At 66.7% G+C, this 17,482-nt stretch carries 8 protein-coding genes; 3 read left to right on the top strand and 5 right to left on the bottom strand.

Annotation, left to right across the window (positions count from 1 at the left end; all coding sequences use genetic code 11):
* Positions 1 to 387 precede the first annotated feature (387 nt).
* From IE325_RS14860 to IE325_RS14845, 4 genes are all read right to left on the bottom strand, one after another.
* A complete protein-coding gene (locus IE325_RS14860) occupies positions 388 to 1,803 on the bottom strand; it encodes a non-reducing end alpha-L-arabinofuranosidase family hydrolase (protein ID WP_190070313.1) in 1,416 nt (471 codons plus the stop codon).
* Positions 1,804 to 1,965: 162 nt separating this feature from the next.
* Positions 1,966 to 4,269 carry a beta-L-arabinofuranosidase domain-containing protein gene (locus tag IE325_RS14855; RefSeq protein ID WP_190070312.1) on the bottom strand — a complete coding sequence of 768 codons (2,304 nt, stop codon included), beginning with the start codon at positions 4,267 to 4,269 and terminating at the stop codon, positions 1,966 to 1,968.
* A 453-nt stretch (positions 4,270 to 4,722) separates the two neighbouring features.
* A complete protein-coding gene (locus tag IE325_RS14850; protein WP_373315161.1) occupies positions 4,723 to 6,081 on the bottom strand; it encodes a glycoside hydrolase family 43 protein in 1,359 nt (452 codons plus the stop codon).
* 469 nt (positions 6,082 to 6,550) lie between these two features.
* Positions 6,551 to 8,818, bottom strand: coding sequence for a glycoside hydrolase family 97 protein (locus IE325_RS14845; RefSeq protein ID WP_190070310.1), 2,268 nt, complete (start codon positions 8,816 to 8,818; stop codon positions 6,551 to 6,553).
* A 631-nt stretch (positions 8,819 to 9,449) separates the two neighbouring features.
* On the opposite strand from IE325_RS14845, the gene IE325_RS14840 reads away from it, so the two are divergent.
* Together IE325_RS14840 and IE325_RS14835 are read left to right on the top strand one after the other, a co-directional pair.
* Positions 9,450 to 10,877 carry a glycoside hydrolase family 43 protein gene (locus IE325_RS14840; RefSeq protein ID WP_190070309.1) on the top strand — a complete coding sequence of 476 codons (1,428 nt, stop codon included), beginning with the start codon at positions 9,450 to 9,452 and terminating at the stop codon, positions 10,875 to 10,877.
* Between the two features lie 457 nt (positions 10,878 to 11,334).
* Positions 11,335 to 12,711: a glycoside hydrolase family 43 protein gene (locus IE325_RS14835; RefSeq protein WP_190070308.1), complete on the top strand. Its 1,377-nt coding sequence runs from the start codon at positions 11,335 to 11,337 to the stop codon at positions 12,709 to 12,711.
* A gap of 468 nt (positions 12,712 to 13,179) precedes the next feature.
* Here the strand turns inward: IE325_RS14835 and IE325_RS14830 are convergent, their stop codons facing one another.
* On the bottom strand, positions 13,180 to 14,610 hold the full coding sequence (locus IE325_RS14830) for a glycoside hydrolase family 43 protein (protein WP_190070307.1): 1,431 nt from the start codon (positions 14,608 to 14,610) through the stop codon (positions 13,180 to 13,182).
* A gap of 864 nt (positions 14,611 to 15,474) precedes the next feature.
* On the opposite strand from IE325_RS14830, the gene IE325_RS14825 reads away from it, so the two are divergent.
* Positions 15,475 to 17,427, top strand: coding sequence for an alpha-L-fucosidase (locus IE325_RS14825; protein ID WP_190070306.1), 1,953 nt, complete (start codon positions 15,475 to 15,477; stop codon positions 17,425 to 17,427).
* Positions 17,428 to 17,482: the final 55 nt, after the last annotated feature.

Genomic DNA, 17,482 nt, shown 5'->3' with positions numbered 1-17,482 from the left:
AGGTTATGGAGTCGCCCAACGGCATGACCCGCAAGGGCGTGGTGGGGGCGGCGGAGGCAGGGGCCACACCTGCCGCCGTCACCCCGAGCGTGGCGGCGACAAGCGTGATCAGGGGTAGAACCCAAGACTTTCTCATGCAGGCGTCCTCTTCTGCGAGTGGTAGCTGAATCAGCGGCTTCGCCGTTCGTGTCAGCAGCTCGGCCGCAGCGCCTTCCTTCGGCTTGGCGGCCGCTTTGCTTACTGGCAGAACGGGTCGGAGTGGTGGGGGGAGCACACGCACCGAGCGGGTCGGCTTGAAGGGGGCTTTCCTGGGAGGCGAGGTGGAAGCCGCTTGTGACCGTGCCTGCCGGGCGCACGGTCACAAGCTTCCGGTCGTCTGCCCACGGGTCAGCGCTGGAGGGTGAGCAGGCCCGGCCGGTAGGGCAGTTGGATGTAGGAGGTGCCCGGCGGCGTGTCGGGGGACAGGCCCTGGTAGAGGAACTGCAGGTTGCAGGGGTCGATGGTCATGGTCTGGTCGGGGTTGTTGCGGACCAGGTCGCCGTGGCTGATGTCGTTGGTCCAGGTGGCGCCGCTGTTGGCCTTGCCGGCGAAGGGGTTGGACTCGGTGGCGGCCTGCGGGGTCCACGGACCGTTCAGGCTGGTGGCCGTGAACGAACGGAAGAAGCGTTGCTCGGTCGCACCGCGAGCCTCGACGATCATGAGGTACTGGTCCTGGCCCTGGACCTTGTAGACCTCTGGCGCCTCGAAGAGGTTCTTCACGGTGTCGGTCATGATCGTCGTGTACGACGAGCCGAAGCTGGCGGGGAAGTTGCCGATCGGCATGGTCGACTTGTAGATCTTGCCGTTGTCACCGGCGAAGAACATGTGCATGTTCTGGCCGTCGGCGATCATGGTCGGGTCGATCGCGCTGCCGTCGGGGAGGCTGCCGGTGAACAGCGGCTGCGCCGCGGACCAGCCGTTGGGATTGGTGGGGTCGCTCGACGTGCGGTAGACGAAGGGCCATTGAGTGCCCCACCCGTTGGAGGTGAGCACCCAGATGTTCTTGGGGGCGAAATAGAACAGTTTGGGAGCCACCGCGCCCTGGGTCATCTGGGTCTGGCCGGCCGACGCCATGTCGGACCAGTTGGTGAAGGGACTGAACCCCATCGATTTCCACGACGATCCGTCGGAGGCGGTGGCGTAGACGAGGTGCCTGCCGTTGTACGTGACGGTGGTGAAGTCCTTGAGCGAGGCCCACCCGTTCGCCGGCTGCGCCAGTGGGCCGGTCGAGCTCCATCGGTACGTCGAGGGAAGAGCGCATGTGCCGTTCGGCGGTGCGGACAGGCCGCTCCATTTCTGGTTGCTGCTGCCGGTGCAGTTCCAGAGCTGCACCGCCGTGCCGTTGGCCGTGGCGCCGCCCGACACGTCCAGGCACAGCCCGGACTCCACGGCGACGACCGTGCCGTCGGAGTTGACTCGCCACTGCTGGTTGGTGCCTCCGTTGCAGGACCAGATCACCGGTCGGGTACCGGCCGTGGTGGCGTGGCCCGGAACATCCAGGCACTTGTTGCCGTACACGGTCAGCTGGTTGTTGTCCGTCAGCGTCCACTGCTGGTTGGTGCCGCCCGTGCAGTCCCAGATCTGTACATTCGCGCCGTCCGTCTGGCTGGCGCCGGGCACATCGAGACATCTGCCGGAACCAGCGCCGCGCAATTCGCCGCTGGTGGCCGCCTGAGCCGGGTTGGCGACGAGCGTCGCCGCCGAAGCGACCATGGCCGCGAGCACCACGGTCAGATGCCTGCGCCTGAAACTACGTTTCTGCATGGGGGTCTCATTCCTTGGGGTAGCGGTTCCCGTTGCCCCGTCAGGGGCTGGCTGGGCTGGTGATGGGCCGTAACCCGCCGCGTTCTTAATCTCGAACGAATGTCGAAGTGTCGAGCAAGCGGGAGGGTGGGGAGCGACCACAATCTGCTTCCGGGACGGGCCTCAGTTCCGCACGATGCGCCACCGGTTGTCGGCGGTGCCGTCGTCCGAGTCCTGGACTGCGAATGCGCCGACAGCGGTGGAGTTGTTCGCGATGGCGAGCAGCTTGCCGCTGTTCTCGTTGCGGATTTTGTAGGTTCCGTCTCCCTGGTCGAGCAGCGTCCATCGGTGGTCGGCGGTGCCGTTGTCCGACCACTGCAGGACGGTCGCGTCGTCTGCCGTGGACATGTTCAGGACGCCGAGCACCTTGCCGCTGTGGGCGTTGCGGAAGCGGACCGCGGTTCCGTCGGTGATCATGTGCCAGTCGTGGTCGGCGGTGCCGTTGTCCGACCACTGCAGCGCACGGCCACCGTCTGCCGTGGACATGTTCTGGATGCCCAGCAGGAGACCGCTGCCCACGTTGACGAGACGGAAGGTGCCGGCAGCGTTCCAGTAGACGGTGTAGTTGTGGCCGTGCGCGTCGTGGAACGGGCCCAGGTTGACGGTGGAGCCGTTGGCGGTGGCGGTGAAGGCGAGTGACGTGCTGCTGGTCCGTGTGATCGAGGACGTGTTCAGTGTCGGGAGGGAACTGAGCGCGGAGTCGCCGTAGTTGCCGGACAGGACCACCGGGCCGTAGGTGATCGCGGAGACGTTCGGGTTGTCGTTAGCCGCTCGCATGACGATCCGCATGGGCAGGCGGACGGTGACCGTGTCGCCGGAGGTCCAGGTGCGGTTCAGGGTGGCGTAACTGCCGGGGTTGGTGGTGATGTTCTGCTGCGTGCCGTTGACGCTGATGGTGGCCCCGGTGGTCCAGTTCGGGATGCGGATGCGCATGGCCCAGGTTCCGCTGACGTTGCCGGTGACTTGCAGGGTCGTGGTGTCGCTGACGGGGTATGTCGTGGTCTGGGTGACGGTGATTCCGCGCTCCGACCAGTTGAGCACCGAGGGCACGAACAGGTTCACGATCAGGGTGTTGTCACTGCGGAAGTAGATGGAGTCCATCAGCCTGGTGTTCATCTCCAGGCCCGTGCCCTGGCAGCACCAGAAGGTGCCGTAGTCGGTGCTCCACGTGCCGCCGCCCACCGCTGGGCCCACACCGCGTCGGGCTCCCGGGTTGAGCGGGGTGAAGTAGGTGACGTGGCCGTGGTTGTCGGCCGGGTTCTGCTGGCCGATCATCTGGTTCAGCCACGCCCGCTCGTAGTAGTCGAACAGCGCGGCCCGGTTCGGGTCGAGCGCGAACAGTTCCCGGGTGAGGGTGAGCATGTTGAAGGTGTTGCAGCTCTCGCAGGTGTCCTTGTTCAGGTAGCCGGCGATGGCGTTGGGGGCGCGGAAGTGCTCCGCCTGGCTGTTGCCGCCGATGGCGTAGGTGTGTGCGTTGACGGTGATGTTCCAGGCGTTGGTGGCGATGTCCCGGTAGCGGGTGGTGCCGGTGGCCTTGTACTCCCGGGCGGCCCCGATCCACTTGGGTACCTGGGTGTTGGCGTGCAGTCCGTTGAGCTTGTCCTGGTTGGCCGCCAGGGGGTCGAACACCGCGGCGTGGTCGAACCTCTGGGCAACGGTGAGCCACCGTGCGTCGCCTGTCTGCTGGTAGAGATCGGTCAGTACGGCGTTCATGCCGCCGAACTCGGTTCGCAGCGTGGCCTGCATCTGCTGGGTGCTGAGCCGGCCGGTGCGCAAGTCGACCCATCCCGCCAGGGCGAGCAGCACGTCCCGGGCCTGTGTGCTGCCGATGTGGCGCCATACGTCCAGCAGGCCCATGAGGGTCTTGTGGATGGTGTAGTACGGCACGCCCCGCGGGGTCCCCTGCTCGAGAGCGGTGAAGTCGGACTCGGGGAGGCCAGAAAGGTACCCGGCGTTGAAACCGGCGGCGCTGTTGTTGGCCTGGCACTTGGCCAACTCCGCAACCATGTGGGTTGCCTTGTCCCGGCAGGTGGTGTCCCCGGTCACCGCGTACAGCTGTGCCCATGCCGTGAGGAAGTGTCCTTGGACGTGGCTGCGGAAGGCGAAGTTCGGTGCCTCCCAGCCGCCGGTGGCGGCCGCGCCGTTGGTGGACAGCCGGTGGTTGGCGCGGAAGTTGTACAGCAGCCGGTCGACATCGACGAACCGCAGGTAGTTCTGCGTGCGGCTCTGGTTGTCCAGCCACCGGCTCGCGGTGAGCCGGACCTGGCCGAGTTCAAAGGGATGCGCCAAGACCCCGGCATCGGGCCTTGCGGGAGGAACGGCCGCCGCGTGGGCGGGAGATGCCCCGATGAAGGATCCGGTGGCAGAGGCAGCTACGGTGGCCCCGGCTATTTGCAGGAGGCGCCGTCTGCTGACGGAGGAAGACATCTTGAACCTTTCGGTATGAGGAGAGCGACTGTTCGGTCGTCGGTGCGTTCGCTCGCATGTCCCGGAGTCGGGTGCGGCACATCACGGGTTTGTCTGCTGCCGATGTGGCGCCATACGTCCAGCAGGGCGTTGTCATCGCAGCCGGCCGTGCAAGGAGGCCTGGGGGCGCCAGGAGTCTCGGGCCCATCGAGTCTCGGCCCCATCGACCCTCTCCACTCATACATGGGATGGATTAACGGATACGAACGTTGCCTCTGTCTAGTCTTGCGACATGAAATGCTTGGATGCTGTCGATTGTGTCCGGCCATCGCCCTGACTTCGAGCCAGACATTGGATGTACGAGAGGTGCCGTTGGCCGTCCTGTGGCCGCGTGCGGAGTGAGTGAAGGCCGAGCCGCCGCGGGTCGGAGCCGCGACGGCTCTGCAGGGGGTGGGGCGGACAGGTCAGGTCAGGTCAGGTCCAGGGGCTGACCACCGTGAAGGAGCTGTCGGCTCGGAACGTGTCCGTGTTCTGGTGGGGGTCCACGCGCAGTGCGTAGTTGTAGTGGCGGATGTAGCGGCCGGGGTAGTTGTACGACTCCAGGCGGACGGAACCGGATGTGCTGCCGGGGCGGGCGCAGTAGGTGGCGTCTTTGTTGAAGGTGTCGGTGCCGTTGCTGCTGTCGAAGCGGATCCGGTAGTCCCAGTGGCGCAGATAGCGGCCGGAGGAGTGGCGGAAGGAGTAGCAGTTGGCGTCGGCGAGGCCGGGTACGACGGTGAAGGTGGCGCTCTGCTTGACGGCGGTGCTGCTGGAGGTGCTCACCGGGTCGATGTGGCCGAGGCTGTCGGAGCGCACCACGGCGTACCGGTCGGGGTAGTTGGCCGACTGCAGTGACCTGGTGGTGTTGGTGGGCAGGGTGACGCCGCCGGGGACCGTCTCCTTCAGCACGGTGAGGTGACGCGCGAAGCCTGTGAGCCCGGTTAGCTCGGCGGGCGTGGTCCAGGTGGCGAAGTTGTCGTAGCTGTCGCTGTACCAGTACTTCCCGGCGCGGTAGCCGTCGTAGTAGATGCGCCAGCCGCCGTTGTCGAGCTGGACCAGGGCCGGGCCTTCGACCCAGTCGCCGAATCCGGCCCAGTTGCCCGTCTTCCGGATGGTGTAGGGGCCGGTGAGGCTGGAGGCGGTGGCGTATTCGATGTACTTCGTCGTCTCGTTCTTGGTGAACGCGTGGTAGGTGGAGCCGACCTTGACGATGAAGGTGTCGATGTAGTTCGGGCCGATGCCGGACAGCTGGGTGGGCGTCGACCAGGCGGTCAGTGCGGAGTTGGTCGCCGTGATCTTGTAGGGGGTGAAGTGGGTGGCGGTGCTCGCGGCCGTCAGCGACATGATGATGTTGACGCTGCCGTCGGTGTCGATGAACCACTCGGGTGCCCAGGTGCGGGTCAGCCCGCTGATCGGGATCGTGTAGTTGTACAGGAACGTCCAGTTCACCCGGTCGGTGCTCCGGGCGAAACCGATCGTGTTCCCGGTCCAGTTGGTGGTGTAAGTGAGGTAGTAGTAGCCGTCCGTGTGCTTGAAGATGCTGGGGTCCCGGATCAGCCCGGACGGCGGGGTGTAGGCGGGGCCTTTGCGGAGGGTGTAGCCGGTGGCGTCCGGCGAGTCGTACACGTACAGGTTCGACTCACTGCTGTTGGTGAACGCGGTCATCGTGTACCGCGTCGCCTGCCCGGCCGGTGGGGTGGCGGCGGAGGCGGTGCCCTGAAAGACGGCGCCACCCAGCAGGACCGGCAACAGCGGGCCCAGCAGGGCGAGCAGCGTTCTCACGGTTCTGTTCAACTCTTCCTCCAGGAACCGGCCCGTCCGCATAGCCGATCGCCTTGGCGAGGCGGCGTAACTGTCCGATATTACGAACGGTGTGCGGCACTTCGAGCAGAAGATAGATTTGAGCCGTGGTTCCGTCAATGTTTCCGGCGGGTTCCGTTTCCGGTACGGCTCGCACCGCCCGATAACGCAAAAGGCCGCGCTGTCACATGCGTTGGCTTCCGCGTGGGGCGACCTTTGTGTTCAGGCAGCCATTCCGCATATCGACGTGCGTTCGGTAATGACGTGCGTTCGGAATGCCGGACATCCGCGTGCGAGAGCGGTCCTGCCACCGGAAGGAATCCCCTGTCACCGCACTGGTGGGCGCTGAGCGTCCTGGCGCACAGCCGCCATCACCGGGGCCGCGGCCCTCGACCACGGCCCCGGTGATGGCGCAGAGTTCTGGCCCGGCGCTACGGCTGAATGACCGTCTCGTTCAGCGGCGTCAGGAGACGGTGAACATCTGGTGGGCGGCGCCGTCGAACGGGCGTTGCTCCAACTGGTCGCCCTGGGCGCCGCTCGCGGTGAGGTAGAGACCGCTGTGGCGGTTGAGGAGCCGGATACGGCCGTTGCCCGCGTCCTCCGCCAGCCATTCGTCGTTGGTGTTCGCGTTGGCTTCGTACGTGTACTGGATGGCCTTCGCGCCCGCGTCGCGGGAGGCCGACCTGATGACGACGTCCTTGCCACTCTCCTGGTTGACGATCCGCGTGTATCCGTCGCCGAGAGGTACGAACGCGAAGCGTTGGTTGGTGCCGCCGGTGCTGGGCCAGCGGATGATCGGGGCGTCGTTCGCGACGCTTCTGCTCTGCACGTCGAGTACGTGGCTGCTGCCGGCGATGGTCACTGTGCGGTTCCCGGTCGGGATGACCGGGACCTTGGTCAGTCTGACCGCATGGCCGCCGCCCGCGACCGCCGGGACGCTGAGTGTGTCACCAGCCTGGATGACCTTGCTGGTGCGGGTCAGACCGCCTGAGCCGTCGGTGGTGATCTCCGCGTGCCAGGTACCGGAACCGAGGAAGGTGGTCGGGTAGCTGATGGTGGTGGCGCCGCCGCGCCTGAGAGCCCCGACGAACCAGCGGTCGCCGCTGCGGCGGGCGATGACCCCTCCGGTGAGCGGGTCGCCCGAGACGTACTTCGTCTCGTCCCACACCGTCGGCAGCATGCGCAGCCACCGCTGTGCCTCGGGCCGGGCCTGGTAGTCCGAGATGCGGCTGCCGGGCAGCATGATGCCGCTGTCCAGGAGTACGCCGAGGGCGAGTTCGGCTGCGTCGCTGTTCGGGTTGTCCTGCTGGAAGCTCATCGGTGAGTAGTCGGCCGGGCCCAGCAGGCCGCGGGTGAACGGGAGCGCGGCCACGTGCCCGATGTCCCGGCCACCGGGGTACTCCTCGCCGCGAACAGCCTCATTGGTCAGCACGTGCGGCCAGGTGCGGTGGACACCGACGGACAGGCGCGAGCCGTGCAGGTCGACCATCAGCTTGTACCGGGCGGTGTCGGCCAGGGCCGCGTCGTACCACTGCTGACGGGCCTGGGTCTCGGAGCCCATGAAGTCCATCTTGACGCCGGCGACACCCCACCCGGTGATCTTGGTGAACTGGGCTTCCCGCTCGGCGGCGGTGTCCAGGTCCTGCCAGTGGTACCAGAGCATGATCCGTACGCCGCGGTCCCGGGCGTAGGCCACGAGCTCGGGGATGATCGCCTGGTTGTCCTTCCACCCGTCGTCCACGAGGAGATAGGGCCAGCCCTGCGAGGAGGCGTAGTCGGCCCACTGCTTGAGCTTGGTCAGGTCGCGCTGGGTGTTCCACATGCCGTCCAGCCACGGCCACGCGGCGACACCCGGCTTGATCCAGGAGGTGTCGGAGATCTTCGACGCGGGCGCGACATCGTCGACCAGCGTGGACTCCACGACCGTCGCCGTGCTGCCGATGGTGGCGGTGCGCCACGCCGTGTTGAACGCGCCGGGTCGCACGATCTGCGCGTCGGCCAGCGCGACGGTGAACCGGCCGGTGCCCTGGGTGTGGGTGAACCAGCCACCTGAGTAGGTACCGTCCACACCGGACTCGGCGAGCAGCACCCGGGCGCCGTTGGTCTGTTGGGCGAACATGCCCATGTCGTAGGAGGCCGACGGGGTGTCGGCGACCGTGGAGGTCACATATCCCCTCTCGTGATCGGGGCTGAACACCTGCCGGGACAGCTGAGCATCGGTCGGCAGCTCGAACGATGTCGCCTCGCGCAGCACGGTCGCGCCCGACGGCAGCTCGTAGCGCAGCGCCATACCGTCCGCGGACGTGCGGACGTGGACGGTGATCTGCGCGGAGCCCTTCGCGAACACGAGTCTCGTCTCGGTCGCGGACCGGGTCCGGACGAGGGACTTCCCCGCTTCGACCTCGTAGTTGTACGAGACGGGTGTATCGGTGCGTCTGACGAACTCCAGTCCCGTTGTGAAGTCGGCCTGGCTGGTCACCAACCCGATCGGGGCGGGTATCAGAGCCTGGCGGCAGTTCCAGGTCGCGCCGAGCGAGAGGGCGCCGTTCGCGTCGAGCGCCACGGTGGCGCGCACGCCGTCACAGCCGGTCTGGGCGACGCCGGGCTGGACCGAGGTCCAGTTTCCCGGGGTGGCGGCGGAGGCGGGCACCGCGGTGAGCGAGCCTGCGCCGGCGAGGATGGCGGCGGCCGTACCCGCGATTCGGATCCCGCTTCGTTGTAGGAGTTTCATGCGGCCTTCCGGGGGAGGTGGTTGCAGGTGTTCCGCGGCGTATCGCTCGCGCCGGGAGTCGGACGGAGACTGCCTATACATCCCATCACTGTCAAGTGATAGGTCCCCAGATTCCGGAGTTGCTCTACGGTTATGGCTTACGTCCGGGTTTTTTGTGGGATGTTTGGCGTCGGCTGGGTGTACTCGACTGCCGGTATCAGTGCCGCACGACCCGACTGGCGGGTCAACTCTGCAACGTGGTCGCAGAGTTGGCGGGCCGGGCGGGCGCCCGCGTCTCCTGACGCGAGAACTCGCCGCCACCTGCGCGGGATGGCCGAACTTGCTTTCCCCGTCCGGCGGTTCACCATCCTGCTGACCCCACCGACGGCAACGGCATGTGGGGATGCTGATGTCGGATGTATTGACGCTCTTTGTTTCCTCCACTTAACGTCTGTCGACGCTGCGAACGCTGTTCGATATACCGACAACTCGGCTGGCCGGAAACCGAGTTGGCTACGGCGCCGCTTCCCCCGGCCATGAGCACGGTGCGGTGACCGGCCCTGTCCCGCCCACACCGAGACCGAGCTTTCCCCTGCCACCCGCTCTCCCCCTCCTATCGACGGTGGCACCTGCAGAACGACAGGAGATGTGCATGTCCGTGGTTCTCTCCCGGCTGGCGGCGATACTTGTCGCCGTCGGCCTGCTCCTCACCTCCCAAACCCTCGCCGCACCCGAGCGGGCGGCCGCCGCCGACCCCGGTTACCTGATGGTGCACTTCACCGGCGACTCCGCGACCGGTCAGATGCTGTACCTCGCACACAGCACCGACGGCATGCACTGGAACGACCTCAACGGCGGAGCGCCGGTCCTGAACTCCACCATCGGCACGAAAGGGGTGCGCGACCCCGCGCTGGTGCGCTCTCCCGACGGGAGCAAGTACTGGATCGTCGCGACCGATCTGTGTATCCGCTGCGGCTCGACGTACACCAACGGCAGCCCCAACTTCGTGGTGTGGGAGTCGACCGACCTGGTGAACTGGTCGAAGCCATGGCTGCTCAGCGCCGCCGGGCTGATCCCCGGCGGAAAGAACGCGTGGGCGCCGGAGGCGATCTGGAACCCCGAGACCAACGACTACGTCCTGTACTGGGCGACGAACGCCACGGTGAACGGCGTGTTCAAGTACCGCATCTACGCCGCCCGCACCAAGGACTTCCGCACCATCACCACCCCGCAGATCTGGATCGACCCCCCGGGCAGCACGCCGGTCGTCGACACCCAGATGACCGAAGTGCCTTCCGGTGCCGGCGCTTACCGCTACGTGCGGGTCTCCGGCGACGGCCAGAACACGGTCGAGGGCACCAACTCGATCCTGGGGACGTGGACCAACCTCGGCAACCTCGCCAGCATCGGCCTCACCGGCAATGTGGTCGAAGGCCCGGCCTGGATGAAGTTCCGAGACCGCAATGAATGGGCCCTCTACATCGACTACAACAACCCGCAAGGCGTACGCGAGTACAGGCCGATCCTGACGACCGACCCGTTCAGCGTCAGCTCCTACCGGCTGCAGGATGCGGTCAGCTACGACATGGGCGGCACCCCGAAGCGCCACGGCGCGATCACGCCCCTCATGGCCGCCGAGGAGAGCCGCGTGCTCGCCCGCTGGCCCAACACCCCGGCCCAGCGGCTCCAGTCGTTCAACTTCCAGGACCGGTACGTGCGCCACACCAACCTCGACGTACGCATCGACCCCGATGTCAGCCCCGCCGCCGACGCCCAGTTCCGGCTGCGGCCCGGTCTGACAGGCACCGGCACCGTCTCCTTCGAGTCGGTGAACATGCCCGGGTACTTCCTGCGCCACTTCAACTACGACTTCCAGCTGGTCCGCAACGACGGAAGCAGCCAGTTCGCCCAGGACGCAACCTTCCGCAAGACCGCGGGCCTCGCCGACTCGAGCTGGTCGTCGTTCCAGTCGTACAACCATCCCGACCGTTACATCCGCCACTACGCCTACCAGCTGCGCCTCGACCCGATCACCAACGCGACCGGCCGCAGTGACGCCACCTTCCGTGTGACGAGCTGACCCGCCGCCGACCTGTACCGCCGACCACGAACTCCAGCCCCGTCCTCGCCACGAGGCCGCTGCTCACTGGGCGGTTACCACACCGCTCAGGAGCACGAACGACTCGACGCCGGCCCCGACCAAACCGAATTCGGACTGACCGTTCGATCCGAGTTCTTCGCTTCAGAAGAGGGCCGCACCCTGTGGCGGTAGTACGCCGGCAGTGGGCCCTGTGGTCCCGCGGACGGCTGGCGACCGTTCCTGCGAAGCCCTTTCCGCGCGGCATCCGCCCCTGTCCGGCGTCGATTCTTGTTCTGCCTGCCGACAGCGGCCCCTGACACATGCTGACAGGACGAGATGCCCCGCGTTCACCGTTCTGGCCTCCGATCACTTAACCGAACGACGCGTTCGACACATCAACCAAGGTCGCCTTGCGATGCGACCACCTCCCGGCCTTCCGCACACCTTGGAGTCACGGATGAGCGCAACCCCCCTCCCGTCACGCCGACTGGTCCTCGGCATGGCCGCGGCCGTGCCGCTGTCCATGACCGGCGCGCTGACCATCGGTAGCCAGTCCGCGAGCGCCGCGACGGCCTCCCCGTTCGTCATGGCCTACTTCACCCAGTCACCGAGAGGCCTCGGCACGGACTACGGCCTGCACCTCGCGGTCAGCACCGACGGGCTGCAGTGGATGCCGCTGAACCAGAACAACCCCGTCGTGACCCCGACCGGGGGCGACGGCGGCCTGCGCGACCCCTTCATCCTGCCCAAGCAGGATGGCACCTTCGTCGTCATGGCGACCAACCTGAAGGGGACCGACTGGACCAGGCAGAGCCAGGTCATCCACGTCTGGGACTCCGCAGACCTGCGCTCCTTCGACAACTACCGCCTGCTGAAACTCCACTCGATGGCCACCCACAGCTGGGCGCCCGAAGCCTTCTGGGACGCCTCCCGGGGCCAGTACGCCATCATCTACTCGGCCGTCAACAGCAGCGGACACAACGTGATCATGGTGAACTACACCACGGATTTCCACACGGTGACGTCGCCACAGGTCTTCTTCGACCCTGGCTACGACGTGATCGACGGTTCCCTGGCCATGGACGTGAACGGCGTGAACTACCTGTACTTCAAGGCCCGCAACAACCTGGTGGGTGCGAGGTCCGCCTCCCTCGATCGCGGCAGCTTCACCGTCTTCACCTCGGGCCTGGCGCCGCAAGGAGGCATCGAGGGCCCGATCCTCGCCCAGGCTTCCGGCACCTGGTACCTGTGGGGCGACGCCAACGCGCTGTTCTACACCTGGCAGACCAGCGACCTCTCCACCGGCAACTGGACCGCCACCGACCGGCGCGTCTACACCCAGCCGCTGAACTCCAAGCACGCCGACATCAAGCCGATCCCTCAGACGGTCTACGACAACGTGGTCGCCAAGTGGGGCAAGCCCGCCTGGAACCGGCTGAAGTCCTATAACTTCCCGGACAGATACTGGCGGCACGCCGACCACCTCGGCCGCATCGACCCGTACCCCTTCGACCCCTACACCGACTCGCAATGGAAGTTGGTACCGGGGCTGGCCGACTCCTCCGGCGTCTCCTTCCAGTCCGTCAACCAGCCGACCCGCTACCTTCGGCACGCCTACTACCAGCTGCGACTGGACATCAACGACGGCACCACGAGGTTCGCCCAGGACGCCACCTTCCACAGGATCGCCGGGCTCGCCGACCCGTCCTGGTCGTCGTTCCGCTCTCACAACCACCCGGACCGCTACATCCGGCACTACAACCACCAGCTGCGCATCGACCCGATCTCCACCGCCGTCGGCAAGGCCGACGCCACGTTCTCCATCTGGTACTGACGCAACACGCCGCGGAAGCCCGCGAAGCCTGCTCGCCAAGGGGTGAGCGGGCTGGCCGCGGTGTCGTCGGGCGGTCACGGCTGAGGATGGGTGAACCAGTCCTGTCCGTCTCGACCAGATTCCGCGCTCGGTCGGCCGCTGCGAACGCCGCCGTGATCTGCGGCTGGGCCGGATGGCCCGGCAGCTTCTGGGTCGGCGGCGCGGGCGACGGCTACTGCAGCCTGGGCAGCCGCAACACCGGAAAATGCCTCGGCGTCTCGCGCGCCGGCACCGTGCACGTCATCCGGTGGCCGTGCAAGGGCCATGCCGGGCATGGCGCTCGTCGCACGGCTGCCATCGGCGGCTTAGGCCGACTCCTCCGCTTCCTCCGCCCGGTCCGCCGGCTCGTCGCTGCCGGCACCCGGACGCCCGACCGGAAGATCATGCCGGCGCTCTCCCCGGAGGCGCCGGCATCTCTGTCGGTGTCGCTCAGTTCGTCACGCGGAAGGTGGCGTCGCCGCGTCCTGTCGCGGTGGTGATGGGGTCGAGGCGCAGCTGGTAGGCGTAGTGGCGGAGGTAGCGATTGGGGTGGCTGTACGACTGGAACGAGGACCAGGCGGAGTCGGCGAGCCCGGCGACTTGGCGGAAGGTCGCGTCGGCGGCGAACTGGGCGGTGCCGTCGTTGCGGACCAGCTGGAAGTCGTAGTTGGAGTGCCGCAGGAAGTACCCGGGGAAGTTCACCGACTCGAACGAGACCGTGCCGGAGCCCGCCAGGCCGGGCCGCAGTCGGAACTGGGCATCCGGGCCGGTGATGTTCTGGTCGATGCGCACGTCGAAGTCGGCGTGCCGCACGTACCGGTCCTGGAAGTTGAATGACTGGAGCCGCTTGGCCAGGGTGCTGGGCCAGCGGGCGAGCACGCGGCTCTCCTCGGCGGCCGTCAGGTTCAGGATCGAGCCGTGGCGCTTCTTGGTGACGCCCATGTTGTAGCTTCCCGACGTCGGGATCTGGTAGGAGGCGGGGTCGGACGGGTTGGTCGTCACCACCGGCATGTAACCGCCGCGGGAGGCGTACTGGTCGAGGTAGAGGGCCCACTTGTCGGTGCCGTTGAACTTCATCCACATCGGGCCCTCGACCATTGCTCCGGTCAGGCCGATGCCGGAGAGGTTGCCGAGGTTGGTCCACGTCCCGAGGATCGAGTTGCTGCCTTCGAGGGTGATCTGGCCGTCGCCGGAGGCCCGCACGTAGCGGTAGTTGCCGACGCCGGCCGGCATCTCGATGATCTGGGTGTCGATGAGTTCCTGGGTGCCGGGGCGGTCGATGTAGGCCTGCGGGGTGGTGATGGTGCGGAAGTCGCTGGTGCGGGCGTAGAAGATGCGGTGCTTGGTCTTGCCGTCCTGGGGCACGTTCGTCGCCCAGTACAGGACGTAGTCGTTGGTCTCGGGGTTCCAGATCGCCTCCGGCGCCCAGGCGTTGCGTCCGTCGGGGATCGCGCCGGCGACGTTGAGCAGCCACGGCTGTGACCAGTCGACCAGGTCCGTCGACTCCCACACCACGATGCTGCGGCTGCCGTTGTTGATGGAGCCGTCCACGGTCGAACCGCAACCCCAGCACAGATCGGTCGCGATGATCCAGTACTTGTCGCCGCCCGGGGAGCGGACCAGCGCGGGGTCACGCACGCCGCGCGTGCCGATGGTGGAGCGCAGGATCGACCCTCCGTCGTTGAGGTCGTTCCAGTGCAGACCGTCCGTGCTGTGCGAGAGGTACATCTGCTGGTTGGTCGCCCCCTCCCCGGTGAAGTGCACCATCAGGTAGCCGGGGTCGGCGGCGGCCGCCCGGTCCGGTGTCATCAGGGCTTGGGACGTGAAGAGCAGGCACGCGGCGAGCAATATCGCCGACAGCCGGGCGCGCAGCGCGGACATGTACGTCTCCTGTTGTTCTGCAAAGGCCACTACGGGGCGAAGAGCACTCGAATAGGGATGGCGGGGGGTTCGGTCTTTTGCACGCCATGCCGGTGCGATGCGTGGTGACGGCGTGTGCGCCTCCAAGCGCTCGGCCGCGTGAAGCCTCCGTGGCCGACTGCCTGCCCAGCGGATGTTGACCGATATATCGAACGATGTTCGCAGGTTCGGGCAGACGTTAGGACTGGGAAGCAGAATGCGTCAAGGCTTCCGGCAGCTGTAGGTCCAGCGACCTGAGAAGGGCGGTCGCACGGCGAGTGCGTTACGCCTTCCCGCCGGAGCAGGGCTGAGGCCGAAGCGCCCGCCGCACACGTGGATCGCGACAGTGTCCTCAGTCGCTCCGGAGGCCGCGACGCAGCCGAACATCGACAGGTGCTGGGATCAGCTCGCACAGGGGCTTGTCGGCCCGCTTCGCGGCGAGGTCTCGGGCGGCGCTCGGCGACCGCGCCAGTCGCCATGTGGATGGCGCCCACCTTCGGCGCCGGCCAGTGCAGTTGGGATCGTTTGCGAGGGGCCGAGAGGTCTGCCCGCTGGAGCGGCCAATGTGTTGCTGTGGGAAGTCGCCATCCACTTCCCCAGACATGGCATGTCTGGGGTGGAGCGAACAGGCACTTAAGATCACAAAAATGCCGATTCTGCTCTCCGTGAGAGTACTTTCGTCCTCTCACCTGTTGACACGGAGCAGGTACGTCATCGAACTTCATGCGTAACATCCGGCCCGCTGGAGCCAGATCGAGGGCTACGGCTGAATGCCTGGAGACCGCGCGCCCTGGGACTGCCGCCCCACTCCGGAAATCCGAGCCATCCCAAACCTGGAGTACACCCATGTCATTAGGAAGACTGTCCCGCCGCACGCTGCTGGGTGCCGCGGGCGCCGCTGTGGCCGCGACCGCGCTGCCCGTGGTCCCCGCGTTGTCGCCCCTGCTGGCACAGGCGGCCGCCGCGGATCCCCAGACCAACCTGGAAAACCTGGTGAACATGCGGTTCGGCATGTTCAACCACTTCAGCCTGGGCACGTTCACCAATGAGGAGTGGGCTGCCCCGAACCAGAACCCCGCCCTGTTCGCGCCCACGGCCGTGGACTGTGCCCAGTGGGCCGCCGCCGCGGCGGCGGCGAAGATGAGCTACGGCCTTCTGACGACCAAGCACCATGACGGTTTCGCCCTGTGGCCGAGCGCCTACGGCACCCAGAACGTCGCGAACAGCTCCTACAAGCACGATGTGGTGAAAGCGTATTGCGACGCCTTCCGGGCGAAAGGGCTGAGAGTCGGGTTCTACTACTCGATCTGGGACCGCACTTTCGGCGTCGAGGCGTGGGAGAGCCGGCACAAGGTGTCCGGGCTCGAGATCACCGATGCCATCCAGCCCAGCGACATGACCTTCATCCTCGGTCAGATCACCGAGTTGCTCACCAATTACGGCACCATCGACATGTTCGTCACCGACGGTTACGCGTGGCAGATGGGCCAGCAGGCCGTCTCCTACCAGCGGATCCGTGAACACGTGAAGTCGCTCCAGCCGAACATCGTCATGATCGACCACGGTGCCCTGTCGGTGCCGTGGCTCGGCGACGCGATCTACTTCGAGGAGCCGCTGGGCGTCTCGGCACCGACCGGGAACACCTACGCCGCCACGCAGGGACAGACGATCAGCAACGGCTGGTTCTGGCATCCGCACACGCCGACCCAGGACCCGATGAGCAAGGACGCGATCCTCTCCCACCTGGCCGATCTGGAACCGAAGTACACCTCCTTCATCCTCAACTGCCCGCCGAACCGCGACGGCAAGCTGGACACCAACATCGTCAACCGACTCGCCGAAGTCGGAGCGGCATGGAGCCCCGACACATCCAGGCCACCACTGCCGCCGCAGACACGGCGCGCCGAGCACCCCGTGACACCCGTCAGCGCCTACGCCACCGGATTCCGCGACGGGGAGGGACCGCTCAACGCGATCGACGGGCTGAGCGACAGGGGCTACGAGACCTGCTGGTCCACGTGGGGACTGCCCTCGCCCCTGCCCCACGCGATCACGATCGATCTGGGCGGCGTGTGGAGCAATGTCTCCACCCTGGAGTACCTGCCCAAGCAGTGGAACCGCAGCAACTCCACCGACGGTGACATCACCTCGTACACCATCTCCACCAGCACCGACGGCACGAACTTCACCCAGGTCGCCACCGGCACCTGGGCCGGTGACCGCGCCCCGAAGGTGGCCGAATGGCCCGCCCGGAACGTGGGCTTCGTACGGCTCCGGGCCAACGCGGCCACCGGTGGCTACGCCAACATGGGCGGCGTCCACATCGGCGGCCGGACGGCCGGACCGGCCCTGGTGTCCACCACACTGCCCGGCGACGGCACCGTCTACCAGCTGGTCGCCCGGCACAGCGGCAAGGTCGCCGACGTGAAGGGCGGGGCCACCGCCAACAACACCAACGTCCTTCAGTGGCCATGGCTTGACAAGGCGAACCAGAAGTGGACCTTCACCGACACCGGCGACGGCTACTACAAGATCAAGGGTGTGGGCAGCGGCAAGCTCCTGGAGGTCGGGGGCCTCTCCCGCGCCGACGGTGGCAACGTCGGCATCTGGTCGGACGCCGACGCTCCCCAGCAGCACTGGGCCGTCACGCCGACCGGTGACGGCTACTTCTTCCTCATCAACCGTTACAGCGGGCTCTGTCTCGCCGTCGACGAGGGCAGCACCGCCGACGGAGCCAACATCGAGCAACAGCCGTACGCGTCGCTGACGCGGCAGCAATGGCGGATCATCGCCCTGTGACGACCCCGACGACGGGCAGCGCCATCGTCTGGCCCTCGGGAAGCGACAAGTACGG

It is taken from the genome of Streptomyces lanatus, from assembly GCF_014655715.1.
Classification (GTDB): domain Bacteria; phylum Actinomycetota; class Actinomycetes; order Streptomycetales; family Streptomycetaceae; genus Streptomyces; species Streptomyces lanatus.
Note: the sequence above shows the minus strand (reverse complement) of the source record. Positions and strands in the feature narration are given on the sequence as shown.